This window comes from Bradyrhizobium sp. 18BD, from assembly GCF_054185225.1.
In genome coordinates this window covers 58613-84109 of sequence record NZ_JAVAYL010000032.1, presented here as the reverse complement: position 1 = coordinate 84109, position 25497 = coordinate 58613, and the positions used below count along the sequence as shown (strand labels likewise).

The following is a 25497-nucleotide window of genomic DNA, read 5'->3' as shown; positions in this document are numbered from 1 at the left end:
GATCAAGAACATGGATTTCGCGCTCACCGATCAGCAGGAAGCCATTCGCGACGCCATCGCAAAGATCTGCGAAGGCTTTCCCGATGCCTATTGGCTGAAGAAGGATCACGACGGCGGCTTCCCGCACGACTTCCACAAGGCGCTGGCTGACGCCGGCTGGCTCGGCATTTGCGTGCCGGAAGAATATGGTGGCTCCGGGCTCGGCATCACTGAAGCCGCGATCATGATGCGCACGATCGCGGAGTCGGGCGCTGGCATGTCCGGCGCCTCCGCGGTTCATATCAACGTGTTCGGTCTCAACCCCGTCGTCGTGTTCGGCACCGAGGAGCAGCGCAAGCGCATGCTGCCGCCGATGGTCGAAGGCCGCGAGAAGGCCTGTTTCGCCGTCACCGAGCCCAACACCGGCCTCAACACCACTCAGCTCAAGACCCGCGCCGTCGCCAAGAACGACCGCTACATCGTCAACGGCCAGAAGGTGTGGATCTCGACCGCCCAGGTCGCGCACAAGATCCTGCTCTTGGCGCGCACCACGCCGCTGGAAGAAGTGCGCTCGCCGACCCACGGCCTCAGCCTGTTCTATACCGATTTCGATCGCAAGAAGATCAAGGTCCACGAGATCGAGAAGATGGGCCGCAAGATCGTCGATTCCAACGAGCTGTTCTTCGAGGATTTCGAGATCCCGATGGAGGACCGCATCGGCGAAGAGGGCAAGGGTTTCCAGTACATCCTCGAAGGCATGAACCCCGAGCGCATCCTGATCGCAGCGGAAGCCGTTGGCCTCGGCAAGCTCGCGCTGTCGCGCGCGACCGAGTACGCCAAGACGCGCACGGTGTTCAATCGCCCGATCGGCAAGAACCAGGGCATCCAGCATCCGCTCGCGGTGAACTGGGTCGAGCTCGAGGCGGCCTGGCTGATGGTGATGCAGGCGGCGTGGCAATACGACAAGGGCTTGCCGTGCGGGGCCGGCGCAAATGCCGCGAAATATTTCGCGGGAGAAGCCGGATATCACGCCTGCGAGCAGGCGGTGATGACCCATGGCGGTTTTGGCTACGCCAAGGAATTCCACGTCGAGCGCTATTTGCGCGAAGTGCTGATCCCGCGCATCGCGCCGGTCAGCCCGCAGCTTGCGCTCAGCTTTATCGCGGAAAAGGTGCTCGGCCTCGCCAAGTCGTACTAGGCTGAGGGTTCGGAGAGGATCGCGATGAACCTCGCTCACCATCTGCTGCGTGCCGCCAAGGCCGACGCCTCCGCCCCGGCCTTGCTCAAAGGGCTGACGCCGGTCGCCGACTACGGCCGGCTCGCGACGACAGTGGCCTCGCTGGCCGCGTCGCTGCAGCAACGCTTTGGCCTCGCCAAAGGCGAGCGCGTCGCGCTGCTGATGAAGAACGTGCCTGACTATGTCGCCTGCCTCTATGCATGCTGGCATGCCGGCCTGGTCGCCGTTCCCATCAATGCCAAGCTGCATCCGCGCGAGGTCGCGTTCATCCTCGACAATTCGGCCGCTGCCGTCGTGTTCGTGACCGAGGACATGGCCGGTGTCGCATCCGAAGCGCTGGCGCTCGGCTCGGCCAAGCCTGATATCATCGAGATCGGTTCGGCCGAGCATCGCGCGCTTGAAAAGGCCGATGGCATCGCGATTGCCGATGTCGCGATCACCGATCCCGCCTGGATCTTCTACACCAGCGGCACCACCGGCCGGCCCAAGGGCGCCGTGCTCAGCCATCGCAATCTGCTGGCGATGTCGCTGAACTATCTCGCCGAGATCAATCCTGTCGTCCCCGGCGAGGCGCTGCTCCATGCCGCGCCGATGTCGCATGGCTCCGGCCTCTATATGGTGCCGCACGTGCTCGGCATGGGCGCGCAGATCATTCCGGAGAGTGGCCGCTTCGAGCCCGACGAAATTCTGGAACTGACGGCCAAGCGCGAGAACATCTCCTTCTTCGCCGCCCCCACGATGGTGCGGCGACTGACGGTCGCGGCGGAAGCGGCGGGCGCAACTGCGCCGGGGCTGAAGACCATCATCTATGGCGGCGGCCCGATGTATGTCGCCGATTGCAAGGCGGCGCTCTCCGTGTTCGGGCCAAAGCTGGCGCAGATCTACGGTCAGGGCGAGACGCCGATGACCATCACCTACTTGCCGAAATCCATGCATGTCGATGCCGGTCATCCGCGCCACGAGGAGCGCCTCGCCTCGGTCGGCATCGCGCAGGGCGTGGTGCAGGTCCGCACCGTAGACGAGGCGGGGCGAGACGTTGCGCCTGATGAGGTCGGCGAGATCATCGTGCGCGGCGACACCGTGATGTCCGGCTATTGGCAGAACCCGGACGCGACCGCGAACACGCTGCGGGACGGCTGGCTCTACACCGGCGACATGGGCGCCTTCGATGGCGATGGTTTCCTCACGCTGAAGGACCGCTCCAAGGACGTTATCATCTCCGGCGGCACCAACATCTATCCGCGCGAGGTCGAGGAAGTGTTGTTGCGACACGAGGCGGTCGCCGAGGTCTCGGTGATCGGCCGTCCGCATCCGGAATGGGGCGAGGAGGTGGTGGCCGTCGTGGTTGCCGCCGAGGGCAGGGCGGTCACGCGCGACGAACTTGACCAGATGTGCAGTGCCTGGATCGCCCGCTTCAAGCGGCCGAAGCATTATTATCTCACCGGCGAGCTGCCGAAGAACAGCTACGGCAAGATCGTGAAGACGGAGTTGCGTACGCTGCTGGCTGCGTCCTCCGCGCGTCTCACCCCGATGGGCTGAGGCGGCGATGTCCGGGGGCGCGACGCCGATCGATTTCTCCGGCTTGATACAGGACGGCGATCTCGTCGTGTGCGGGCAGGCGACGGCGGAGCCGGTCACTCTGACCGAAGCGCTGATGGCGCAGGCTGAACAGCTTCCGCCGTTTCGCATGATGGTCGGGCCGGTGTTCTCGGACACGTTCTCCGCAGGCGTTGCGCCCAACGTCTCGTTCCAGAGCTATGGCGTCATCGGGAATATGCGACGGCTTGCCAGGGCCGGGCGGCTCGACGTGATCCCGAGCAACTACAGCGCCTTCTGTGCCGACTTCGCAGCGCGCCGCCGTAGGGCGGACGTCGTTCTGGTGCAACTCGCCGTAGCCGGCGACGGACGGCTGAGTGCCAGCCTCTCCAACGACTATGTCATCGATGCCGCGCGCGGCGCGCGCGTTGTCATCGCCGAGATCAACCCCGACGCGCCCTTCACGTTCGGTGCGGAATGGCCCGGGGATGTACCGATCCATCAGCGCGTACCGGCCCGCCATACGCCGGTCGAGCTGGCTTCGCCACCGCTCGACGACGTCTCGCGGCGCATCGCCTCCCACGCGGCAGGCCTGATCGCCGACGGCAGCACGCTCCAGTTCGGTGTCGGGCGGATTCCGGACGCGATCCTCTCCTCGCTGTCCCATGCCCGCAACCTCGGCATCCATTCCGGCCTGATCAACGACGCGGTCGTCGACCTGATCGAGCGCGGCGCGGTGACGAATGCGGAGAAGGGAATCGATGCCGGGCTAACAGTCACCAATCAGGTGATCGGCACGCAGCGGCTCTATCGCTTCGTGCATGAGAACAAGGCGGTCGCGGTGCGACCGACGTCCTATACGCACGGACAGGGCGTGCTGGCGCGGATCAACCGGCTGGTCGCGATCAATTCGGCGCTTCAGGTCGGGCTCGACGGCAGCGTCAATTCCGAGACGCTGCATGGTGTCGCGATCGGCGCGATCGGCGGGCAGCTTGATTTCGTCCGCGGAGCCAACGCCTCTCCTGGAGGAAGGGCGATCATCGCATTGCCGGCGACGGCCTCCGACGGGGCGAGCCGCATCGTCACCCATGTCGAGACGGTGACGACGCCTCGCGCCGATGTCGATGCCATCGTCACCGAATGGGGAATTGCCGAGCTGCGCGGCTGCGGGCTTGCCGAGCGCGCGCGCCGCATGATCGCGATCGCCGCGCCCGAGCACCGCGATGCCCTGTCGGCGCAGCTTACGAGTTCAGCGCGATAACTCAGTTCATCATGGCGAGCGTCGGACGCTGGCTTTCGTCGGATCCGATGATCGCAGGAAGGTCGGTCGCCTCGCCGGCGATCATGTGCGACATTCCCCAGAACAGTTGCGCGAGGCGGGAGAACACCAGCCGCTCGCGCTCGACAGGAACGGTGCCGTCCGGGATCGTCACCGTCTCGAGGCCGACCACCTTCTTGAAATCCGGCCAGATCGTCATCGATTGCGCGATCACGGAATAGCAGCGCGGATCCTCATCGCTCTCGTCGGGTGCCGATGGCAGGCCCGGATATTGGGTCGGGGCGGCGTAGAACTTGTAGGCACCGTAGCCGAGCCTGAGCAGGAACTTTTCGGGGACGGCGACGTCGGCGGCGAAGGATACCAGGCGCGCCTCGCTCAGAACGTCGGGGGTGATAGCACTGAGGTCCTGGGCGCGCAGTGCCGAGCAGAAGGCGAGCTCGCGATTGTGCTCGCGGAGCAGATTGGCCAGCGGCGGTTGCTGTTGCACGGTGTCAGTAAGCAGGATGATGGTCTTGAGCATCGTGTGGTGTCCCTCAGGGGAAGAGATGGCGCGCGGTCATGGCCGCATCATCGGACGCATGGGCGGCGAAGAAATCGTTGGCGATGCGTTGTCCTGGTGCGATCTCCAGGATGCGGTAGCGGGCATGGGCTGCGGCCTCGCGCGCGGCGCCGACGTCGTCCTGCCAGGCGCAGAGCGTCAATTCGAGCCGGCCGTATCCGCCGCAATCGGCGGCATAGGCACCCGTTACGGCTTCCACGGTGGCGGCGACCGCGCCGGCATCGCTGGCGGAGACATCGCGCAGAATCACGGCGATGCCGGTGCCGGTCTCGGCCTTCGAGGTCATCACCATGAAGGCGTCACGGGGGCCGGTGCGTCCGGCACGGCGGGCCGTGCGCGCGATGCCGGCGAAGCCGGGATCGGGGCCGAGGTCGAGCGTCGTGGTCTGTTCGTCGCGCAGGATCGTGGCGCGCATCGCGCCGAGATCGCCCTTCAACGCGTGATAGGAGCGTGGCAGCCACACGGTGTCGAGCGGCACCTGGGATGAGGTCAGGCTCCAGGCCTGGTCGAGCAGATAGCCCTCCCAGATCGCGGGGTAGGACGCGGCGAGTTGTTGCCAGCTGCGGAGCAGCGTCTCGGCGCGCTCGGTGCGGCCGAGATAAAGCGTGCGTGCCGACATCTCCCAGCGATTCCATTTGTGGAGGGCGACGTCGCAGCCGAGGAAGGACGGCAGCAGCGGCGCTTCGCGGAGGGTCGCACCGGCCTCGACGAACAGCAGCGGCTCGCGGTACTTGTTCCACATCCGCAGCAGGAACTCGGCCTTCTCGAAGCAGAGAACGCGGTCGTCGAGCTGCGTGTCGATCGGCTCGATATGGCAGGCGAGGTCGAACCGTTCGAGCGAGTGCCGGAGCGCGAAGGCCGCCGTCGTGTCGCCGCCGCGCGGATAGCAGGAGACGATCCGTGGCCGGACGGTCGACGCATCCGCAGCGGTGAGAAATTTCGACCAGCCGATGCCGCCCCACCACATCTCGTGCGGGCCGTCCGCTCCGGAGGGACCGACGGTGCCAAACTCGGTCAGCTTGGACTTGAGGAAATCGAAGCCGGGATTCTCGCTTGCGGGAATGACGACGGCGCAGCCGGGCGTGAGCGACCGGTAGAACAGCTCGGCCGCAGCGCCGCTCAGTGGTTCCCTGAGGATGATGACGCCCCCCCGCGGGCTCTCGCTGACATCGAGGGTCGGCGTACCGTACTGGCCGACCAGCCAGCCCAGGCGATCCTGCTGGGTCCGGCCGAGCCTGACGCCGCCGGATTGCAGCAGCCGATCAAGGTTCTCGTGCGTCTTGTCCGTCAATTCCGTGCCCCCGGTGCCAACCCCATGCACTTCAACGGCCGGCGCGTCGCGATCAGGCGCACAATTTGACGCTGGACCCGAGCGGGGTGATCGCGACGGAATAGACCGCGATGTCCCGCGTCATCGCGGCGACCGGGATCAGCAGGCAGCTTTCGTCACTCTCGGCACGATAATGCTCGCCGTTCCGTTGCACGCCGGCATAGACCAGGCTGTCGGCGGGGATGCCGATGATGTCCTGACTTGCCGCAGCCTCGCGGATCTCGCCGGCGGACTGCACGGTCACGCCATGCAGGAGACCTTCGACCGCGAATTTCGGCAGCGGAAGCGCCAGCATGGCGATACCCATGGCGCGAGAGACCGGAATGCGCACGCGCAGCTCCCCGAGGCCGGTGCGGTGGATGGCGACCGATTCCAGCGTCGCCTCGCCATTGGCGCGGAACAACCCGACCTGAACGGTGCCGCAGGGGCTTTCCTCGAAGACATCGGCGGGCAGGCGGTTGGCGCCGAACAGCGAATAGAGATAGGCGTGGGATGGCGACAGGCGCGCGAAGCTGCCTGCAAGCCACATCGGCGGTCCCGCCGACGTGCAGGCGGCCGAGAGGCCGCGGGCTGTGATCTGGTTGCGGACGAAATCGCGATCCAGCATCGGCGCCAGCGCTTGCGTGCCGAGATTGACGTCGTGCTGCAGGCCGCCGAGCAGCGCCAGCTCGTCGTCATCGGGCAGCAGCAGGAGGCGCGCCAGCGTCGCGGTGCTCCAGCGCGCCGCGACGTCGAGCTCGGTATAAGGGCTGAGGCAGAAGTCCAGCGCAACGTCCCCTGCGTTTGCCGCAAAGGCGAGGGCGCCGGACTGGATTTCCGCGGCCAGCGCGATCTGGCTGGCGGAGTGCGGGTTGGTCTCGCGCAGGACCTCGTTGCCGTCATAGTCGCGCACCGAACCATCGGCGGAACAGCAGGCCTGCTCCAGCAGCGCGACGTTGCGCACCAGCATGCGCTTGACGTGAGGCGTGACCACGAGATCGGAGATGAATCCGGTCGCGCTATCCTTCTCGGCGAGATCGTCGAAGGCATCGTCGATCGAGAGGAAATAAGCACCGTGGAGGCGAATGTTGATGCCTTCGAGATCGAAGACCCGTCGCAGAGCCTTCTGCACGCTGCCTGAATAGCCGAGATCGGCGAGAACGAGGTCGGTGCAGTCGTCGAAATCCGGAATCGCGTGGCGCATGTAAGCGAGTAGGCGTGCACGCAGGATTGCGGCGAGGTCGAGAAGCTCGCTGGTCTTCATCAAGGCGGGCAACGCCTCGGCGAGTTCCGTACCGGTCACGATACCGTCGGGCGCCTTGGCGAAGAACGCCGCAACTTTCGGCGGCAGGACCTTGACCACGTCGCGGAAGGTCGGCGCGTCGAACTTCGCGATTTTGGGAAGGAAGTCGACCAGCGGCTGCAGCGCGTCGGCCGAGGCAATCAGGCTGACGCGGCGGTTGATCTCGAGATAGGGTGTCGTCCCGTGCAGCTCTTCCCAGATCCGGTGCGACAGAAACCCGTCGCGGCCGAGAAAGCCGAGAGCGACATGCCGGCCGGGACCCGCAACCTGCTCGCAGCGCCGGGCGATGAAGGCGTCGAAGGCGGTCATGACAGGGCCGATCACCGTCGTGCCGAGGTGAAAGGCCGGAGATTTCTCGGCGCTACGCGCGGCCATCATTCGCCGCAACGTGCGCGACCCGTGATCGAGCCGCGACGGTGCGCCCGGGCACAGCAGCTCGAACAGCGAGGTCTCACGCTGCAGCTTCGAGGCCAATTCCCGCGAGGCCTGGGGATAGTAGCGCGGCCGAATGCCGTGACGTCGCGCACCCTTGATGTCGGCATGCTCATTGTCGCCGACGTGGAAGGAGGCGCCAGCGTCGACGCCTTGCTCGGCAAGGTACTTCGCGAACAGCGCATCGCTTTTGCCGCTGCCATGATCGCTGGAGGCGTAGAGAAAGTCCCATGTCAGGCCGGGGCGGCAAGCGCGCAGCAGCCGCGCCAGCCGGCCGGAATCCCAATAGGTGTCGGAGATGAATCCGACGCGGTGGCCGGCACGCTTCATGTCAAGATATTGCCGAAGCATGTCCGGATTGGCGCGACAGAGCGCGAGCTCCGCCGAAAACTCCGATTCGACGAGATCGTTCAGGTCGCGGCGATCGAGGCCGAACAGGTTGAACGGAAAGAGCGAATAGATTTCCTCGATGTGAACTTCGCTTCCGCCCCGCTTCTCCTTTGCGGCCCTGCGCGCGCGTGCTTCGGCCTGGATGCGATGCTGAACGAAACTCTCGGAAACATTCGGACAAGTTCTTGAAATGCCAGATAGCTCGTAAGTCCTTTCAAATACGCCATCTGGCGTCGTGCAGGCACGAAGCAGAAATGTATCGAAAACATCGAACGACCAAGCAGAAACAAATCTCGCGCGACGCTTTGCGTCCGCCGTTGCGCTCGTCATGCGTAGAATCCCCGCCAATCAGAACGATTAACGTGCGCGCGTGCGAGGTCAGGCGCCACTGAAGCGAAAAAAGTTCACGCGCGATTCAAAAACGCGCGCGTCGCGACTGACAGATTCAAAAAAATCGCTAGGTTCGAAAAAGGTGATTCGGAAAAAATTGCCGGGTGCGGAAGTCGTCTCGCGTTCATTCACACTCGGAAACAATCGCAACTTCACGCGCATCATGCGCGTCGCGCGCGATCACCTAGTGCCGCGTAATGTCAGCGTTTTCTCCTCAGTGCATCTGTTCAGGATGGATGATCCGCCATGGCGCGAGACGATGTGATGATTGCAGATGTGAGGCGCGAGATGATCGCGCAGTCGGCAATTATTGCCCGATACTCGGCAAAAACGACCGGATAACATATTGAAAAATAACAAAAATTCTCCGCCTGGATTGTTTTGGAGCCGCGTTCAACGCCTGGAAGCCGTGTGGCATGTGCGCCGCCGGCAATGCGGGTTGGAGGTTGCGGGATGAGTTACGCTGCTGATGTCATGGCTCCCGCCGAGGCCGAGATTGCGACGACGGTGCCGGCCGAGATGGCCGTGCCGATGATGCCGTCGGCGCCGCTCGCGCCTGACAGCGTGCCGGTCGCTGACGACGTCGTCCTCGATGAAGACAGCGAACTCCTCGACAGGCTCGCTGCCGACGACGAAGCGGCGTTCCGCATGCTGGTCGAGCGCCACATCGATCGCGCCTATGCGATCGCTTTGCGCATCGTCGGCAATGCGGCGGATGCCGAAGACGTGGTGCAGGACACCATGCTCAAGATCTGGAGCCATCGCGGCCGCTGGCAGCACGGCCGCGCCAAATTCTCGACCTGGCTCTACCGCGTTATCTCCAACCGTTGCATCGATCTGCGCCGAAAGCCGCGCAACGAGAATGTCGAGACCGTGCCGGAGGTTGCCGACGGGCAGCCCGGCGCTGTCGAGATCATCGAGCGCAACGAGCTGAACGACATGCTGGAGCTCGCCATGCAGCGCCTGCCCGAGCAGCAGCGTATTGCGGTGATCTTCTCGTACCACGAGAATATGAGCAACGGCGAGATCGCGCAGGTGATGGACACCACGGTGGCGGCGGTCGAGTCCCTGCTCAAGCGCGGCCGTCAGCAACTGCGCCAACTTCTGCGCAAGCACGAACGCGACATCCGCACCGCGTTTACCGACTGCTAACCATAAAATCTCCCTCGCGAAAATTTTCGCGCCTGATCTCTCTGCGCTCCGCCGTTTGAGCGAACGGACGGGGCTGCGGTCTGCGTCGTCAATCGTCTTCAACGATGCGGCACGCCATGCCCATCAGCACAGGAGGTTCCAATGCCTGCAATCAATACGAACACTGCCGCGAACTCCGCGGTCCGTTACCTCAACATCAATTCTGCGCAGGAGAGCAGCTCGCTCGCCAAGCTGTCGAGCGGGTCGCGCATCACCTCGGCCTCCGACGACGCCGCCGGCCTTGCGATCTCGACCCGCATCTCCTCGGACGTCACCACATTGCAGCAGGCCGCGACCAACGCCTCGCAGGCGACCGCGATCCTCCAGACCGCTGACGGCGGCGCCTCGAACATCTCCGACATCCTGGCGCGCATGAAGTCGCTGGCCTCGGAATCCGCCTCGGGCACCACCACCGATTCCAGCCGCGCCTACATCAACTCCGAATTCTCGCAGCTCACGAGCGAAATCGATTCGATCGCGACCGGCACGCGTTATTCCAGCCAGAGCCTGCTCGACGGCTCCAGCGTGTTCGCCTCGGGCGTCTCGGTCCTGGTGGGATCCTCGGGCTCGGACACCATCACCATCACGCTGACCAGCCTCAAGGCGTCGTCGCTCGGCGTGTCCTCGCTCGACGTCAGCACGTTGTCGGATGCGACCTCGGCGCTGACCGCGCTCGATACCGCGATCGACACGGTCTCGGCCGCCCGCGCCAGCATCGGCGCGCAGGAATCGCGCTTCAACTTCTCGTCCGACTCGATCTCGACCCAGACCCAGAACCTGCAGTCCGCGAACTCGGCCATCAAGGACGTCGATATCGCCTCCGAGCAGGCCAAGCTGTCGTCGGCCGAAGTGAAGACCCAGGCCGCGGTGTCGGCGGAATCCGCGGCGAACCAGATGCCGCAATATCTGCTCAAGCTCCTCAGCTAAGGCGCGAGGCGCAAACGACCGTTACGCCGGGCCGGCTTGATGCCGACCCGGTTCTCCCGGGGATGGAGCGGCCACCACAGTGACCAGCGTCAGTTCGAGCACCAGCAGCACGTCGACCACGAGTTCATCGAGCGCGTCCTCGGTGACCACGACCGGAACCAGCACGTCGACCAGCGTCGACTGGAGCGCGCTGATCACCGCGGCGGTGAACGCCAAGCTCGTCCAGGCGACCACCATCTCGACCACGATCACCAACAACGAAGCCAAGATCTCCGCCTACCAGACGCTGCAGACCGACCTGTCCACGCTGTCGAGCGGGCTGTCGTCGCTGGCGACCTCCATCGTCAATTCGCTGGCGACCAACGTCTTCGCCACCCGTGCGGCGACCATCAGTTCGACCGGCGACGTCAGCGCGTCCTCGGCGCTGTCCATGTCGGTCAGCAACGGTGCTGCGACGGGCGACCACACGCTGACGATCAGCCAGGTCGCGACCGCGCAGAAGGTGGTCGGCACCTCGCAATTGAGCCAGACCGACGAGCTCGGTTATTCCGGCACCTTCTCGATCGGCCTCGAGGGCGGCACGACGTCCGACATCACCATCGACAGCACGATGTCGCTCCAGGACATCGTCGACAGCATCAACGCCCAGACTTCGACCACCAATGTGCAGGCGTCGATCGTCCAGGTGTCCAGCGGGTCGTATGAAATGGTGCTGACCGGCACCGAGGACGCCGCCGATATCAGCTATTCCAGTACGTCCGGCGACGACATCCTGAACAAGCTCGGGGTGACCGACAGCACGGGCGCCTTCGCCGACGTGCTCCAGACCTCGCAGGCCGCCGAGTTCGCCCTCGACGGCATCTCGATGACGCGCGACACCAACGACATCACCGACGTGCTCACGGGCGTGACGTTCAACCTGCTCCAGGCGACGCCGGACGGGGCGACGGTGAACATCAGCATCGAACCGGACACCAGCCAGATCGAATCGGCGGTCGAGACCTTCGTCACCAACTACAACACCTTTCGCGACGCGGTGATCGCGCAGCAGGCGACTGGCTCGGACGGCACGGCGGATTCGAGCGCGGTGCTGTTCGGCGACGGCACCATGCGCGACATCATGGACGCGCTCCAGAATGCGCTCAACAGCACGGTGGGCGGCCTCACAATGGCCGATCTCGGCCTGTCCTTCAACGAGAGGAACGAGCTCGAGCTCGACACCTCGACCTTGTCCGAGATCCTCAGCACGAATCTGAGCGGCGTCACGACATTGCTGTCGGCGCAAACCAAAACGTCGTCGAGCCAGCTCACCGTCGTCAACACCGGAACCTCGCCGCAATCCTTCACGCTCGATCTCACGGTGGATTCCGACGGCAATCTCTCCTCGGCCTCGGTCGGTGGCGACTCCTCACTGTTCACGGTCAGCGGCACCACGATCATCGGCGCCGCCGGGACGGCCTATGCCGGCATGGCCTTCACCTATTCGGGCTCGACGTCGCAGTCCATCACGGTGACCTCGACCTCCGGCATCGCCACCCAGATCTACCAGATCTCCAAGAACTACTCGTCGAGCTCGGGCGCGCTGCAGACGTTGATCACGAACCTGACGGACCGTGACGACGAGCTTCAGCAGAAGGTGGACGACATCGAGAGCGCCGCCTCCGCCTACCAGACGCAGCTCCAGACGCAATACGCAAGCTACCAGGCCGCGATCGAGAGCGCCAACAACACGCTCACCTATCTCAAGGCCCTGCTCAACTCCAGCTCGAGTGATTGATGATGCATAATCCGATGGCGTACATGGCCAACCAGGCCTATCGGGGAGCCGCCACCAGCGTGCCGCCGCTCAAGGCAATTTCGATGCTGCTCGGCGGCGCGATCACCTTCCTCCAGAAGTCGCTGGCGGCGCAGGAAGCGCGGCGCTTCGAGGAGGGGCATGAATATTTGATGAAGGCGACCGCGATCCTGCGCGGGCTCAGCCACAATCTCGATTTCACCAAGGGCGGCGCGTTGACCGAGCGGTTGTTCCAGACCTACAACAGCCTCATCCTGGCGAGCCACAAGGCCTTCGGCCGGCCGTACGCCCGCGAGAGCTTCAACCGCATCGTCGCCGGGCTGACGGAGCTGCGGGAAGCCTGGGAGCACGTCGACGCCACGGTGCGCGGCAGCAAGACCGTGCCGGCCGATTCGACCCGCAAGGGCTGACGAAGCCCGCTTCTCCGCGCCGCGGGGAGGGAAGACGCGAGGGCGGCCGGCCTTTTGGCCGCATTCCGTAGTGCTGCGCGCGGTTTTGGCGCCTGAAGCCGCCGAAATCCGGTTTCCGCCGCGCCTGCAATGCTTTATGACGGGCCTGACCGAGGCGGGACCGGCAGGCGATGGACGTCACCGAGTTTGAGGAACTGATCGATCGGCTGGGCGAGGATCTCTCCCGCTGGCCCGACGATCGGCGTTTGCCCGCCGAGGTGCTGCTGGCGCAATCGTCCGCCGCGCAAGCCCTGCTGGAAGAGGCGCGTGCCTTGCGCCAGGCGCTCGCTGCACCGGCGATCCGCGCGCCCAAAGGCCTCGCCGACCGCATCGTCGCCGCCGCTTCGAAAATGAAAGACGACACCACCGAGCCGCGCACCGAAGGCGAGACGGCGGGGAGCTGAAGCTCACTCTCTGACATCAGACGTTGGCGTCTTCACCTCGCCCCGCTTGCGGGACGGAGAACGCAGCAACGCTGCCGCATAATCATCGCACAAATTAGCTCTCGCACGCGGCAGATTTTGCCGTGTCGAAAGCGGTTTTTGCGCGCGCGAATCCTCGCCTGAATCCGCGCGGCCACGCGTTTCATCAGCACACAGATTTCACGCGCCGCCGAACGACAGCTCGTCACCGGCAGCGCGGGAAAGCCGGAGTTTCTGATGACCGTTTCCGCCACGAGTTCTGCGACGACAGCGACCACGACGACGTCGTCGTCGAGCACGTCGTCGAGTTCGTCGCTCACCTCCAGCGATTTCCTGAGCCTGCTCGTCAGCGAGCTTCAGAACCAGGATCCGCTGAATGCGACCTCGACCACCGACCTCGTCAATCAGCTCACCTCCTACGCCAATTTCACTTCCCAGCAGTCGATCAACTCGAGCCTCACGTCGCTCGCGGGCTCGTTCTCGAGCCTCGTGACGCTCAACTCGGTGAACTATATCGGCCACACCGTCGAGGCGAAGACCGACACGTCGACCTTGAGCAACGGCTCGGCGACGTTCGGCTACTCGCTGTCCTCGGCGGCCTCGAACGTCTCGATCAGCATCTCCGATTCCTCCGGCAACGTCGTCTACACCGGGACCGGCACGGGCAATTCCGGCTCCAACAGCTTCACCTGGGACGGCAAGGATTCCAGCGGCAACCAACTGTCCGATGGCGGCAAGTACACCATCGCGGTGACCGCGACGGACTCCGCCGGAAACTCGGTGCTCAACTACACGACCGTCACCGGCACGGTGACCGGCATCGATACCTCGACGTCCACGCCTACGCTCACAGTGAACGGTGTCGCTATCAGCGCCGCCAACATCCTCGGCGTCACGTCCTGATCCTTCGTCCTGATTTTCTCGGAGTTTCACCATGAGTCTCACCGGTGCATTGTCCTCGGCGATCTCGGCGCTCAGCGCCCAGAGCCAATCCCTGTCGATGATCAGCGACAACATCGCCAACTCCGACACGACCGGTTACAAGACGACGTCGGCGATGTTCGACGCGCTGGTCACTGCGTCGAGCAACACAACCTCCTATGCCTCGGGCGGCGTCACCGTCTCGGGCCGCGCCAACATCACCCAGCAGGGCCTGCTGGCCGCGACCTCCAACGCCACCGACGTCGCGATCCAGGGTACGGGCTTCTTCGTGGTGACCAGCGCCACCTCGGGCGGCACCACGTCGTACACCCGCAACGGCGCCTTCACGATCGACAATGCCGGCTACCTCGAGAACAACGGAAGCTATCTGGAGGGATGGCGCACTGATGCCGACGGCAACGTCGTCGGCAGTGAATCGGCCAGCAACCTCTCGGCGATCAACACCCAGATCGCCTCGACCAGCGGCAGCGCGACGACCAAGACCACGATCGCGGCCAATCTGCCCTCGGACGCGGCCACAGGCGATACCTATGCCAGCTCGATGACGGTCTACGATTCGCTCGGCGCGGCGAATACGATGCAGATCACCTGGACCAAGACCGGCACCTCCGCCTGGAGCGCGAGCTTCGCCAATCCGACCTCGGCGTCCGACACCACGACCGCCACCGGCACGGCCTCCGGCACCATCGACATCACCTTCAACAGCGACGGCTCGCTCGCCAGCACCAGTCCCGACCCGGCGACGGTCTCGATCACGGGCTGGACCGACGGTGCGGCCGACAGCACGGTCACCATGGCGCTCGGCACCGCCGGCGGGACGGACGGCCTGACGCAATATGCGTCCGGCGAAACCACGCCCGCGGTCAACGTCACCAGTATCAACTCGGACGGTCTGTCCTACGGCAAGCTGTCGAGCATCTCGATCGGCAAGAACGGCGTGGTCGACGCCACCTATTCCAACGGCGAGACGATCGCGATCTACAAGATCGCGGTGGCGACCTTTGCCGATCCCAACGGGCTTTCCGCCTCCAGCGACGGTCTCTATTCGGCGACCGTGACTTCGGGCAACGCCGCGTTGCAGGCTTCCGGCGAGAATGGTGCCGGCACGATCTACGGCAGCGAGCTGGAATCCTCGACCACCGACACCTCCAGCCAGTTCTCGAGCATGATCTCGGCGCAGCAGGCCTATTCGGCCGCGTCCCAGGTCATCTCCACAGTCAACAAGATGTACGACACCCTGATCTCGGCGATGAGGTGAGCGATGCCAGGTGAAAAAGCGAGCGCGGCCGGAGAGGCGCTGCTGCGCCGGCTGCGACGGCTGGTGGCACGGGCCGCGACCGTCGAGGGCACCGATCGCAAGCAGCTCCTTGCGCTGCTCGACGATGTCGAAACCGCCCGCCGCGGTCTCCTGCGGGAATGCGCGGAGATCGAGGGCGAGATGAGGCAGGCAACCGTCAGGGCGACCGCGATCGGCGCGTATTTGCGCAACTCGCAAGTCCAGCGCGGCAAACGGCATAACTAGAAGAAGGCGACGACCATGAGTGTAGCTCAAGCCAAGATGACGACCGCCGCAAATGGCGACACCCGGATCAAGTCGCTGATCTCGCTGATCGACACGCTCACCGCGCTGGTCGCGGAGGAGAATGCGGAACTTGCCAGGGGCCTGCCGGCCTCGCGCCTCAAGCAGGTCGACGAGAAGAACCGGCTGGCGGAGATGTTCGAGAGGATCGTCGCCGAATGCGCGGCCGGCACCACCAGCCTGCACGTGCGCGACCGGATCCTGCGCGAGCAGCTGATGGACAAGATCCTGAAGCTGCGCATGGCGATGGACGAGAACCTGGTGCGCCTGCGCGCGGCGATCGAAGCCAGCAACCGCCGGATCGAGGCCGTCATGCAGGCGATCCGCGAGCAGATCGCGGCGGTGTCGCCCTACGGCGCCTCCGGCCGCGTCGCCGCCCGCGCCGTCTCCAGCGGCACCAGCCGCAGCGCCTGACGGTTCAAAGGGGCGCCGCCGTGTCACTCGATATCGCACGATCGATCGCCTTCAGCGGCCTGTCGGCCACGTCGGTGCAGATCAGCGTGACGTCGTCGAACATCTCGAACGCCGACACGACGGGCTATACGACCAAGACGGCGAACCAGTCGAGCAGCGTCACCAACGGCGTCGGCACCGGCGTCACGGTGACGGGGATCACCTCGACGGTGGACAAGTTGCTGCTGAAATCGCTGATCTCCGCGACCTCGGATCTCGGCGCGGCCGATACCACCAACACCTATCTGACCTCGCTGCAGAAGCTCTACGGCTCGACCAGCAGCACGGACGATTCGTCGACCGGCACCTCGCTCGCCAACAGCATCGCCTCGCTGGAATCGGCACTGTCGTCGCTGGCGAGCACGCCGAGCAGCGCCTCGCTGCAATCCAACGTCGTCAGTGCGCTCGACGATGTCGCGAGCCAGTTGCGGGAGACGTCGAGCGGCATCCAGAAGCTGCGTTCCGACGCCGACAAGGACATCGCCTCCTCGATCGACGACGTCAACACTGATCTGCAGCAGATCGCGGACCTCAACGCCCAGATCAAGCAGACGGCGGCGGCCGGTCAGTCGACCGCGGACCTCGAGGACCAGCGCAACACCGCGCTGCAGGACCTCGCCTCGAAGATGAACATCAGCTACTTCACGGCGTCGAACGGCGATCTCCAGATCTACACCACATCAGGCCAGGCGCTGGTCGACAGCTCCGCGCACACGATCAGCTATACCGCCGCGGCCAATGTGACGGCGGCGACGACCTATACCGCGGGTTCGTCGTCGAGCGGCTTCAGCGCGATCATGGTGAACGGCGTCGATATCACCTCCCAGATCACCGGCGGCGACATCGGCTCGCTCATCACGCTGCGCGACAAGACCCTGCCGGCGGCGCAGTCGCAGCTCGACCAGCTCGCCCAGCAGCTGGCGTCGGCGATGAACAGCGTCTCGAACAGCGCGTCCGCGGTGCCGGCGCCGACGAGCCTCACCGGCACGACCAGTGTCACCAGCAGCACGGCGCAGTCCGCGACCGGAACGGTGCGTCTTGCCGTCACCGATCAGAGCGGTAATCTGGTCGCCTATGGCGATCTCGATCTGTCGTCCTATGCCACGGTCGGCGATCTCGTCACCGCCATCAACGGCATTTCCGGCTTGTCCGCGTCGGTCGATTCCGACGGCCATCTCTCGATCACTGCGACCGGCTCGGGCAACGGCGTCGCCATCAACGAGATGACGAGCTCGGTCGGAAGCTCGGGCGAAGGATTTTCCGAGTATTTCGGGCTCAACGACCTCGTGACCGGAACCAGCGCGGCGGATATCGCGGTCAACAGCAAAATCCTGTCCGGCACCAACGAGCTCCAGCTCGCAACCCTGGATTCCTCGTCGAGCCTGACGGCCGGCAGCACGGTGCTGTCGTCGGGCTCGGCGACCGTGGTCAACGCCTTCTACGAAGCGCTGACTGATTCGCGCACATTTGCCTCGACCGGCGGCCTGGCGGCCACCACCGGCTCGCTCGCCGACTATGCCTCGGCCATCGTGTCCGATGTCGCGAGCAAGGCATCGCAGGCCTCGACGGCTTACACCGCCAAGGAGACCACGCAATCGACCTATGCGAGCTCGCTGTCGTCGCAATCGGGGGTAAACCTCGACGAAGAGTCCGCCAAGCTCAGCACGCTCCAGAACAAATATTCGGCGGCCTCGGCGCTGATCCAGGCCATCAACTCCATGTACTCGGCGCTGCTCACCGCCGTGCAGTCGACCTAAGGAGGGAGCGATCATGGTTGCAATGCGGATTGCGACCTTCGCGCAGTCGAACAAGATGATCTCCGACGCGATGCGCGTCGAGACGGTTATGGCCAACAAGCAGATCCAGGAATCGACCGGCGTCGTCTCGACCGATTTCGGCGGCTACGGCTCGGACGCGCAGCATGTCGTCAACCTCCAGGTCTCGGTGACGCGCGCGCAATCCTATATCGATGCAGCGACGCTCGCCGACAGCAAGGTGCAGGTGATGTATTCGGCGGTCGGCTCGATGACCGACATCCTTACCCAGCTCCGCTCCCAGCTCAGCGCCGCCTCGACCGGCAGCTCAACCGAGTCAAATTCGGTGATTACCACGGCCCAGCAGATGCTGGAGGAGATGGGGTCGCTGATGAACACGCAATATGACGGTCAGTATGTGTTCGCCGGCGGCAAGACCGACACCGCGCCGGTCGATCTCACGAGCTTCTCGTCCGGGACCGGCTCAACGACCACGGCGGATACCAGCTACTACAAGGGCGACGACGAGATCGCGTCGTTGCGGGTCGCCTCGGACGAGACCGTCTCCTACGGCGTCACCGCCGACAATTCCGCATTCGAAGAGGTGATGCGGGTTCTCAAATTCGTGGCCAACAGCACCTCGCTGTCGTCTTCGGACATCTCCAGCGCGCTCGATCTGGCCAGCACGGCGCTCGACGACACCGCGGCGTTGCAGGCCAGGCTGTCGAACAACGCGGCCTCGATCGAGACGGCGAGCTCGCGCCAGACCGACTACAAGAGCTATGCCGAGACCTTGTCGAACGACCTCACCGGGGTCGACGTCGCCGCCATCACAGCGCAGCTCTCGACCTATCAGGCCCAGCTCACCGCGTCCTATTCGGCGCTCGCCAAGATCCTGAGCCTCAATCTCGCAAGCTATCTGAAATAGCCGAGAGCTATTCGGCGGCGATCCGCTCAATGGCCATGGTGCGAAGCCTGGCGCGCTGGATCTTGACGCCATTGGCGCTGTCGGTGACCGGGAAGGCGTCGACCACATAGATCCGCGCCGGCACCTTGTAGCCGGCGAGCCGCTCGCGCAGATGCGCGACCAGTGCTTCATGCTGCGGCGGCGTCTCAGTCGGAATCACGAAGGCGACGCAGCGCGCCTGGCCTTTCAGGTCGACCGCGACGACCTGGGCGTCGGCAACGCCGGTGCAGGATTTGAGCTCGTCCTCGATCTCGCCGGGTGCGACCAGGAAGCCGCCGAGCCGCATCGCATCGCCCGCACGGGTCTCGTAGACGAAGGCGCCGCGGCGGAGACGGCCGATGTCGCCGGTCCGGAAGAAGCCGTCGGCGCTGATCGCCTCGCGCGTCGCCTCGGGATTGTTGAAATAGCCGAGGAAGCGCGACGGCGCGCTGATCTCGATCTCGCCGGAGACGCCTTCGGCCGCAAGCTCGCCGGTCTCGGTGTCGCGGACGCGCACCTTCGCATCGGGCGACATCGGCCAGCCGCCGCCCTCGATCCGATCGGCAAAGGCGTCGCTGGCGTGGGCGATCGAGAACAAGGCCTGCACCTCGCTCGAGCCATAGAGCCCGAACAGCGGCATGCCGCGCGCTTCGGCCTCCGCGGCAAGCTCGCGCCAGCCGGGCTGGAACGCGGCGAAGCCGCAGATTTCGAGATGCGGGAACGGCCGTGGCGCATCGGTCAGCGCGAGGATGCGGCGGAACATCTCATCCGAGCCGAAGGCGTGCGTGATCCGGTGCCCGCTGAGGATTTTCTGCGCCGGCGCTGCTTCGAAAGCATCGAGCACGTGGATGGTCGCGCCGGCCGCGATGAAGCCGAGCAGGCTCGTCATGCCAAACGTGCCGCAGAACGGCAGCATGGCCAGCAGCGAATGACGCTGCGGATCGAGCTTGAGCGCCCTGGCGACGGAGACGGCATGGCTCGCCAGCGTCCGCTGCGAATGCGCGACGAGCTTTGGCCCCTTGGTCGTGCCCGACGTCGTGTAGAGCAGCACCGGCTGGTCGACATCGTCCAACGGAGGCGGCGCCGGTGGATAGGCCCTCTCGAAGGCATCGAAGCGCACGCACGGCCATTGGGCGGTGATCGCGTCCGCGCCGACGACCGCGAGCTCTTGCAGCGCGGGCACCTCGGCCTTGGCGATGTCGGCGAGGATGGCGGCAAAGTCGATCGAGCGGAACGCGGCCTCGACCACCATCAGCTTGGCGCCGGAGACCTTGAGCAGATGGGCGACTTCCGCGCTGCGATAGCGTGTATTGACGGCGGCGACGATGGCGCCACGCCGGGCGGCGGCGAACAGCAGCGCGATCCATTCAACCCGGTTGATCAGCCAGACCGCGACCACGTCGCCCTTGCCGATGCCCTGCGCAGCAAGCCAGGCGGCGGCCTGATCGACCTTCGTTGAAAATTCCGCGCGCGAGATTGGCATGCCGTCGAACACGAAGGCCGGATCGGCCGCCTCGGTGCGGATCAGCGATTGCAGCGAAAGGTCGTTGGCGCTCATGGCAACCGGAGTAGCCCGATCGCGCACACCTGTCTACTTGGTGCCGAACATCCGGTCGCCGGCATCGCCCAGGCCCGGCACGATGTAGCCGTGGTCGTTGAGCCGCTCATCGATCGCGGCGGTCCAGACCGGCACGTCGGGATGCTCGCTCTGGAACCGCGCGATGCCCTCGGGCGCGGCCAGCAGGCAGACGAAGCGGATGTCACGGGCGCCGCGGTCCTTGAGCAGGGAGGCGCCGGCGCAGGCCGAGTTGCCGGTCGCCAGCATCGGGTCCATCAGGATCACGGTGCGGTCGGACAGGTCCTGCGGTGCCTTGAAGTAATATTCCACGGCCTGCAATGTTTCGGGATCGCGATAGAGCCCGATATGGGCGATGCGCGCCGACGGCATCAGCGCCAGCATGCCGTCGAGGAAGCCGACACCGGCGCGCAGGATCGGCGCCAGCGTGAGCTTCTTGCCGGCGATCTTCGGCGCCTGCATCGCCGCGATCGGCGTCTCGATCTCGACCAGCTCGAGCGGCAGGTCGCGCGTCACCTCGTAGCCGAGCAGCATCCCGATCTCGTTCAGGATCTCGCGAAAGCTCTTGGTCGAGCGGTCCTTCTCCCGCATCAGGGAAAGCTTGTGCTGGACCAGGGGGTGGGCGACGACGTTGACGCTGCTGCTGCTCATGCAACCGCTCTACACGGTTCCGTGAGATTTCGCCAGATCGGGCCGGCCTTTTCCGCTGGGATTGGTCGCCTCAGGCGGCATCGTCACCGCGCTCCGCGCCCGGCTGCTTGCCTCATAGGCAGCGATGGTCAATTCGCGGTCGATCGCCGCACGCGTGGCGTCCATGGCCGGCCGATCGAGATCGCGGCAGAAGCCGAAAGCTGAGGGCTAGACTCCGAGCCCGCGCGCAACGAGCGTGATGACGATCGTCAGGACTGCGCCCCAGACCAGGCTCAGCGTCATGGTCAGGATCGTCGTGGTCACCGCATGCTCGAGATTTCCCATGGGGAGCTGCACGCTATTTGTCCGAGGCGGGCGCAGCGCCGGCGCGGGTGCCGAACAGCAAGGCACCCAGCAAGGCGACGAGGATGGCGATCTTGAACTCGATCATGTCTTCAACCTTGCCAGCACGCGGGCAACAAGCTGCCTCGCGCCCTCTGCCAGCGCGATCAGGACATTGCCGCGGTTCTCGACGTCGAGCTCGAAGGTCTCGGTGGGGAACACCAGGGCGCAGCGGGCCGGCGCGCTCTGACGGTTGGCGAAATCCACCGCCGAACTCTTGAACAGGAATAGGCCTCCGACGCGTCCATTCGCTTCGCGCGCCACCCAGAGGCCGGCGCTGTTGCGTCCAATGAAGAAGGCGGGGATGGCGGCGCTGACGACATCCGGATCGAGTGGCTTGAGCGCCGAAGCTTGTTTGGTGCCGGCCTGGCGACGGGACGCCTGAAGGGCAATGGCGGCCATGGCCGCCTCTTCACACATTTGCAAGGTCATGACGACCTCCCTGCTGCTCAGGCGTGCATGTGCCAGACATGGATCGCGGTCTTCAGCGCGATGAGTGCCGTAAGCACGCTGCCCATCGAGAGCAAAGTCAGCGCGCCGAGGGCGAGATCCCTAAGCTTCGCCTTGCGCGCCTCGGAGATGCGCGCCGGACGTTCGGAGGCGAAGGGCCGGTCAAGGTGATGTGTCAGGATCGACATTTTGGAAGTCCTTATCCGGGGCGGCGAGACGGCCGCTCCGATCATGCCTTCCATGATGGCCATCGCTGCGTAGGATTGCGAGATGAGCGCCGGGGCGGCCGTATAGGAAAGTCATAAAGGCGCCGGTGGCCGCGACGGCAGTCCTCTGAAGAGGTCTTGGTGGCGCTTCGGTCGCGGTTTGGATCGCGCCGGCTTCGAACGCGAGAGCCCGACAGCGGCGGCGAAGGCGAGCCGCAGCCGCGGCTCCTCGATCTGCTTGCAGAAGCAGTCCAGCGTCGCCTCCGCGTCCGGTCGCTGGCCGTCGATGGCGGCGCAGAGATGGGAACTGGTGCGCCGGAAAAAGTGCAGCGAGTCCCCGCCATAGCGCCGGCCGCCGAGACGATCGAGCTCGGCTGCGAGCGCAGCAACGTTGAGCCTGTCGGAATCGCTCCGCATCACGGCAAAGCGAAGCACTGCAAGCTGCCAGGCGCAGAGCAGCCTGTGATGGTCTTCGAGGGATGGCTGCATGTGAAATCCGCAACGCGGCGCGAGGCGTCAGGCGCCGACGTTGTCGATCAGCTCCTCGTCGGCGATCGCGGCAAAGGCGCGGACCACTTCCCTTTGCGCGGCCGCGTCCAGCGGCACGAGTGGCAGCCTGGTCGACGGCGACATCAGATCCAGCACGCTCAGGGCGTTCTTGAGCGCCGCCGGACTATCCTTGGCGAGGCAGGCGATGAGGGGAACGAGGCGCTTGTGCAGGTAGCGGGCGGATTGCAGGCGGCCCTGCCTGACCTGCGAGAAGATCGTGCGGCAGAGATCAGGGGCGATATTGGAGACTTCCGAGATTGCGCCGTCGCCGCCACTCGCGATATAGCCGAAGGCGGTGACGTCGTCGCCGGAGAGCAGGCGGAAGCCGGCCGGCAGCAGCCGGGCGAGGCGCATCGGGCGGGTGACGTCACAGCTTGCATCGCGCAGGCCGACGAATTGGCGGGATTCGACGAGACGCAGCAGCGTCTCGTCGGCGAGCGGGCGCAGCGTGCGGGAGGGAATGTCGTGCAGGATCATGGGCAGGCCGGTCGCGCCGGCGATCGTCCTGAAATGCGCGAGCATGCCCTCCTGCATCGGCTTGTTGTAGGCGGGCACCACCGCCATGACGGCATCGGCACCGGCCGCTTCCGCGCGCCGCGCAAGCTCGATGACCTGGCTCGTGGCGTTCGATAGCGCGCCGGCGATGATCCGCGTGCGGCCGCGGGCGACATCGACCGCGGTGCGGATGACGAGCTCCTGCTCGGCCGGTGAGAGCGTGGGTGCTTCGCCGGCCGTCTCGCAGACCACGATCGCGGGGACCCCCGCCGCGATCTGGCGCTCGCAGAGCGCGGCGAACGCTTCGATGTCGACAGCGTCGGCCGCGTCGAACGGCGTCGGCAGGTCCGGAATGAAGCCGGTGAACCAGGCAGAGGGGGGAATGAACATGGCTTTCCCGCGGAAAGGCGCCGGCTCAGGCGGCGCGCTGCGAGACGATGGTGTTGGGGCTCTTGCCCATGTCGAGCTCGATCTCGCGCGGCAGCTCGACGATGGTTTCCGGATGCTGTCCGTTCTCGAACAGCGCATATTTGACGGCCTGGGCGCGGCTGACGAACAGGCCGCCATAGAGGCCGTTCTGCTCCTGCGCGACCCATTGTCCCCTGTGGTTGCGGCCGACGAAGACGATGGTCGAGGGGGAGCTGCACGAGGGCGGTTCGACGAGCTTCATTGAAATAGTCCTTCCGATTGACAGAGGTGGCGGACGCAAGCCCGCTCCCGTCCGATCAATATCTGTTCAAGCGAATATGATTTCGAGTGAGGCGCTGTGGCGATCGCATAGGAAGCTCATAAGAGCTCGTGTTCAGCTCGGCTCGCTCGCGAGGTGCGCCAGCGCGAACAGCGCGCCGAATGCGGCGCATTCGTCCCAATGATTGAGGACGGCGCCGAACGGCTGCTCGCGACGTAGCAGCGCGACGGCGGCGCAGAGGACGATCGACATCCAGAGCAGGGCGGTCATGCTTCGTCCGAAGCCGATGCTGCCGAATGCGGCAAAAGCGGCGAGAAGGACGATGCGTACGGCAAAGCGCGCAATGACCCGGGCCGGGCTCAGGGCGCGCGACTTGTCGGAAGATTGCAGCAAGGTGACAACCCGTCCGGCCGGCTTAGCTGAAGTTCTCGCAGGCAGCCGGCTCGTAGAGCGAATCCAGAGCGGGCCGCACGGTGGGAACGCTTGGTCGTGACACCTCCACGGCCAGCGCCTGCACTTCGATGAACGCTGACAGCAGGGCAAGTGCGAGATCGGCATGGTGCGCCTCGACCGCGGCATCCAGCCAGTCCGGCAATTCACGTTCGCGCGAGAGAGCGCAGTGCCATTCACCTTCGTCATAGGCGATGCGGCGAACCTGCCAGAGCGGCAGCTCCAGCTCCATAAGCGCCAATGCCGCATCGGTCCACGCCTGCGCGTCGACAAGACGCATGATGCGTGCGCGACGTTCGGTCTGTGCGGGCGAGGTGAAGCGACGGCAGGCGTTCTCGATGATGTCGAGCATCAACGGACGCGTCATCGTCTGCGCATGGCTCAGGCGCGTGCCGAGCGAAGGCGGGCCGTAATGGCGGAGAGCGGCGGTCATATCAGGCCTCCTGGGATGGGCGTCGGTCAGTCGGCCGGCCTCTCCAAGGTGGCTGGAACGGCATTTGAAAACGAGATGAGGAGGGGACGAGAGATATAGGGATTCCATAAAGGCACGGACGCCGGCCCATAAGGCCTGCAGGGAACGCGCATTTTCGGCCGCCGTTTTGCAAAACGTCAGAGCCGATGCAAGCAGGCATTTGTGGAAGACCCGGCGCCGGTCTGCCGCAACTATCCGTGATGAAGGCGATGCTCGATCGGCATCGCCGAATTGACCGTCTCGGACCAACAGCTCGAGTGCCTTGCCGGTGTCATTCGGCCGCTCTCAACCACGGCCGGTCTTTATGGGATTCCTATAAGGTCGCCATAGGGCTCATCTCGAAAACCTATGCGCGGGATGGCACCTCAGTGCGGCGAAAGTGCCGGCCGATCGCCGGAGACATGCATTGCATTGGCGCGGAGCCGGCCGGGATCTGGAGACAGGCCGGATATCGTCGCGCAACGAGGAGCACTCCATGATGGACATTCTGATGCTGGCGCTGGGCTTCGCCTTCTTCGCCCTCGCGATCGGCTACACTTATGCCTGCGAACGGCTGTGAGGGAGCGGATCATGATCTTCGATTATGCGCTCGCCAGCGCCGTCTCGTTCGGCCTCCTGGTCTACCTCACCTACGCATTGCTGCGGCCCGAGCGGTTCTGAGCCGTGCTGCTGCTTCTCGAATTGCTGCTGGCGGATGCCGCGCTCGT

Annotated in this window: 30 protein-coding genes; 16 read left to right on the top strand and 14 right to left on the bottom strand. The window is 65.0% G+C overall.

Annotated features, from left to right (window positions below):
- Window positions 1–10 precede the first annotated feature (10 nt).
- The 3 genes from RAD16_RS38285 to RAD16_RS38275 are packed head-to-tail and all read left to right on the top strand — an operon-like array spanning window position 11 to window position 4013.
- The gene (locus RAD16_RS38285; RefSeq protein WP_063689821.1) at window positions 11–1177 is read left to right on the top strand and encodes an acyl-CoA dehydrogenase family protein; all 1167 of its coding nucleotides are present in this window, start codon (window positions 11–13) and stop codon (window positions 1175–1177) included.
- Window positions 1178–1201: 24 nt separating this feature from the next.
- Window positions 1202–2755, top strand: coding sequence for an AMP-binding protein (locus RAD16_RS38280; protein WP_458163043.1), 1554 nt, complete (start codon window positions 1202–1204; stop codon window positions 2753–2755).
- Between the two features lie 7 nt (window positions 2756–2762).
- Window positions 2763–4013: an acetyl-CoA hydrolase/transferase family protein gene (locus RAD16_RS38275; RefSeq protein ID WP_458163042.1), complete on the top strand. Its 1251-nt coding sequence runs from the start codon at window positions 2763–2765 to the stop codon at window positions 4011–4013.
- A 1-nt stretch (window position 4014) separates the two neighbouring features.
- Here RAD16_RS38275 and RAD16_RS38270 read toward each other — a convergent pair whose 3' ends face one another.
- Genes RAD16_RS38270 through RAD16_RS38260 form a run of 3 tightly spaced genes read right to left on the bottom strand, consistent with a single transcriptional unit; the run spans window position 4015 to window position 8354 of the window.
- Window positions 4015–4551, bottom strand: a complete 537-nt coding sequence (locus RAD16_RS38270; RefSeq protein WP_458163041.1) for a hypothetical protein — start codon at window positions 4549–4551, stop codon at window positions 4015–4017.
- A 13-nt stretch (window positions 4552–4564) separates the two neighbouring features.
- Window positions 4565–5881 (bottom strand): hypothetical protein, encoded by a 1317-nt coding sequence (locus RAD16_RS38265; protein WP_458163040.1) that lies wholly within the window; start codon window positions 5879–5881, stop codon window positions 4565–4567.
- Between the two features lie 52 nt (window positions 5882–5933).
- The gene (locus RAD16_RS38260) at window positions 5934–8354 is read right to left on the bottom strand and encodes a hypothetical protein (RefSeq protein ID WP_458163039.1); all 2421 of its coding nucleotides are present in this window, start codon (window positions 8352–8354) and stop codon (window positions 5934–5936) included.
- Window positions 8355–8867: 513 nt separating this feature from the next.
- Here RAD16_RS38260 and RAD16_RS38255 point away from each other — a divergent pair.
- From RAD16_RS38255 to RAD16_RS38205, 11 genes are all read left to right on the top strand, one after another.
- Window positions 8868–9566 (top strand): RNA polymerase sigma factor, encoded by a 699-nt coding sequence (locus RAD16_RS38255; RefSeq protein WP_458163038.1) that lies wholly within the window; start codon window positions 8868–8870, stop codon window positions 9564–9566.
- A gap of 141 nt (window positions 9567–9707) precedes the next feature.
- Window positions 9708–10532, top strand: a complete 825-nt coding sequence (locus RAD16_RS38250; RefSeq protein ID WP_458163037.1) for a flagellin — start codon at window positions 9708–9710, stop codon at window positions 10530–10532.
- A 79-nt stretch (window positions 10533–10611) separates the two neighbouring features.
- The gene (gene fliD, locus RAD16_RS38245) at window positions 10612–12309 is read left to right on the top strand and encodes a flagellar filament capping protein FliD (RefSeq protein WP_458163036.1); all 1698 of its coding nucleotides are present in this window, start codon (window positions 10612–10614) and stop codon (window positions 12307–12309) included.
- Entirely contained in the window at window positions 12309–12737 is a 429-nt protein-coding gene (locus tag RAD16_RS38240; protein WP_458163035.1) for a flagellar export chaperone FliS, read from the top strand. Before fliD ends, RAD16_RS38240 begins: the two co-directional genes overlap by 1 nt.
- A gap of 170 nt (window positions 12738–12907) precedes the next feature.
- Entirely contained in the window at window positions 12908–13180 is a 273-nt protein-coding gene (locus tag RAD16_RS38235) for a hypothetical protein (protein WP_458163034.1), read from the top strand.
- A gap of 255 nt (window positions 13181–13435) precedes the next feature.
- A complete protein-coding gene (locus RAD16_RS38230) occupies window positions 13436–14101 on the top strand; it encodes a flagellar hook assembly protein FlgD (protein ID WP_458163033.1) in 666 nt (221 codons plus the stop codon).
- 31 nt (window positions 14102–14132) lie between these two features.
- Window positions 14133–15398 (top strand): flagellar hook protein FlgE, encoded by a 1266-nt coding sequence (flgE, locus tag RAD16_RS38225; RefSeq protein ID WP_458163032.1) that lies wholly within the window; start codon window positions 14133–14135, stop codon window positions 15396–15398.
- Window positions 15399–15401: 3 nt separating this feature from the next.
- On the top strand, window positions 15402–15662 hold the full coding sequence (locus RAD16_RS38220) for a hypothetical protein (RefSeq protein ID WP_458163031.1): 261 nt from the start codon (window positions 15402–15404) through the stop codon (window positions 15660–15662).
- A gap of 15 nt (window positions 15663–15677) precedes the next feature.
- A complete protein-coding gene (locus RAD16_RS38215; RefSeq protein WP_458163030.1) occupies window positions 15678–16133 on the top strand; it encodes a flagellar protein FlgN in 456 nt (151 codons plus the stop codon).
- 20 nt (window positions 16134–16153) lie between these two features.
- Entirely contained in the window at window positions 16154–17929 is a 1776-nt protein-coding gene (flgK, locus tag RAD16_RS38210; protein ID WP_458163029.1) for a flagellar hook-associated protein FlgK, read from the top strand.
- A 13-nt stretch (window positions 17930–17942) separates the two neighbouring features.
- The gene (locus RAD16_RS38205) at window positions 17943–18854 is read left to right on the top strand and encodes a flagellin (protein WP_458163028.1); all 912 of its coding nucleotides are present in this window, start codon (window positions 17943–17945) and stop codon (window positions 18852–18854) included.
- Between the two features lie 7 nt (window positions 18855–18861).
- Here the strand turns inward: RAD16_RS38205 and RAD16_RS38200 are convergent, their stop codons facing one another.
- The 11 genes from RAD16_RS38200 to RAD16_RS38150 all read right to left on the bottom strand — a co-directional run bounded on the left by RAD16_RS38200 (window position 18862) and on the right by RAD16_RS38150 (window position 24751).
- Window positions 18862–20430: an AMP-binding protein gene (locus RAD16_RS38200; RefSeq protein WP_458163027.1), complete on the bottom strand. Its 1569-nt coding sequence runs from the start codon at window positions 20428–20430 to the stop codon at window positions 18862–18864.
- Window positions 20431–20463: 33 nt separating this feature from the next.
- A complete protein-coding gene (upp, locus tag RAD16_RS38195; RefSeq protein WP_458163026.1) occupies window positions 20464–21099 on the bottom strand; it encodes a uracil phosphoribosyltransferase in 636 nt (211 codons plus the stop codon).
- A gap of 9 nt (window positions 21100–21108) precedes the next feature.
- The gene (locus tag RAD16_RS38190) at window positions 21109–21264 is read right to left on the bottom strand and encodes a hypothetical protein (RefSeq protein ID WP_458163025.1); all 156 of its coding nucleotides are present in this window, start codon (window positions 21262–21264) and stop codon (window positions 21109–21111) included.
- A gap of 42 nt (window positions 21265–21306) precedes the next feature.
- Window positions 21307–21435: a hypothetical protein gene (locus RAD16_RS38185; RefSeq protein ID WP_458163024.1), complete on the bottom strand. Its 129-nt coding sequence runs from the start codon at window positions 21433–21435 to the stop codon at window positions 21307–21309.
- A gap of 90 nt (window positions 21436–21525) precedes the next feature.
- Entirely contained in the window at window positions 21526–21912 is a 387-nt protein-coding gene (locus RAD16_RS38180) for a hypothetical protein (protein WP_458163023.1), read from the bottom strand.
- A gap of 17 nt (window positions 21913–21929) precedes the next feature.
- A complete protein-coding gene (locus tag RAD16_RS38175; RefSeq protein ID WP_458163022.1) occupies window positions 21930–22118 on the bottom strand; it encodes a hypothetical protein in 189 nt (62 codons plus the stop codon).
- A gap of 111 nt (window positions 22119–22229) precedes the next feature.
- Complete coding sequence (locus tag RAD16_RS38170) at window positions 22230–22625, bottom strand: hypothetical protein (protein WP_458163021.1); 396 nt, start codon at window positions 22623–22625, stop codon at window positions 22230–22232.
- A 27-nt stretch (window positions 22626–22652) separates the two neighbouring features.
- Complete coding sequence (gene dapA / locus RAD16_RS38165) at window positions 22653–23570, bottom strand: 4-hydroxy-tetrahydrodipicolinate synthase (RefSeq protein ID WP_458163020.1); 918 nt, start codon at window positions 23568–23570, stop codon at window positions 22653–22655.
- Window positions 23571–23595: 25 nt separating this feature from the next.
- On the bottom strand, window positions 23596–23850 hold the full coding sequence (locus RAD16_RS38160; protein WP_326903951.1) for a hypothetical protein: 255 nt from the start codon (window positions 23848–23850) through the stop codon (window positions 23596–23598).
- Window positions 23851–23982: 132 nt separating this feature from the next.
- On the bottom strand, window positions 23983–24261 hold the full coding sequence (locus RAD16_RS38155) for a hypothetical protein (RefSeq protein WP_458163019.1): 279 nt from the start codon (window positions 24259–24261) through the stop codon (window positions 23983–23985).
- 22 nt (window positions 24262–24283) lie between these two features.
- Entirely contained in the window at window positions 24284–24751 is a 468-nt protein-coding gene (locus RAD16_RS38150; protein WP_458163018.1) for a hypothetical protein, read from the bottom strand.
- Window positions 24752–25196: 445 nt separating this feature from the next.
- Here RAD16_RS38150 and RAD16_RS38145 point away from each other — a divergent pair, with 445 nt between their 5' ends.
- Together RAD16_RS38145 and RAD16_RS38140 are read left to right on the top strand one after the other, a co-directional pair.
- A complete protein-coding gene (locus RAD16_RS38145) occupies window positions 25197–25349 on the top strand; it encodes a hypothetical protein (protein ID WP_458163017.1) in 153 nt (50 codons plus the stop codon).
- Between the two features lie 11 nt (window positions 25350–25360).
- Window positions 25361–25450, top strand: a complete 90-nt coding sequence (locus tag RAD16_RS38140) for a K(+)-transporting ATPase subunit F (RefSeq protein ID WP_063203846.1) — start codon at window positions 25361–25363, stop codon at window positions 25448–25450.
- Window positions 25451–25497 lie beyond the last annotated feature (47 nt).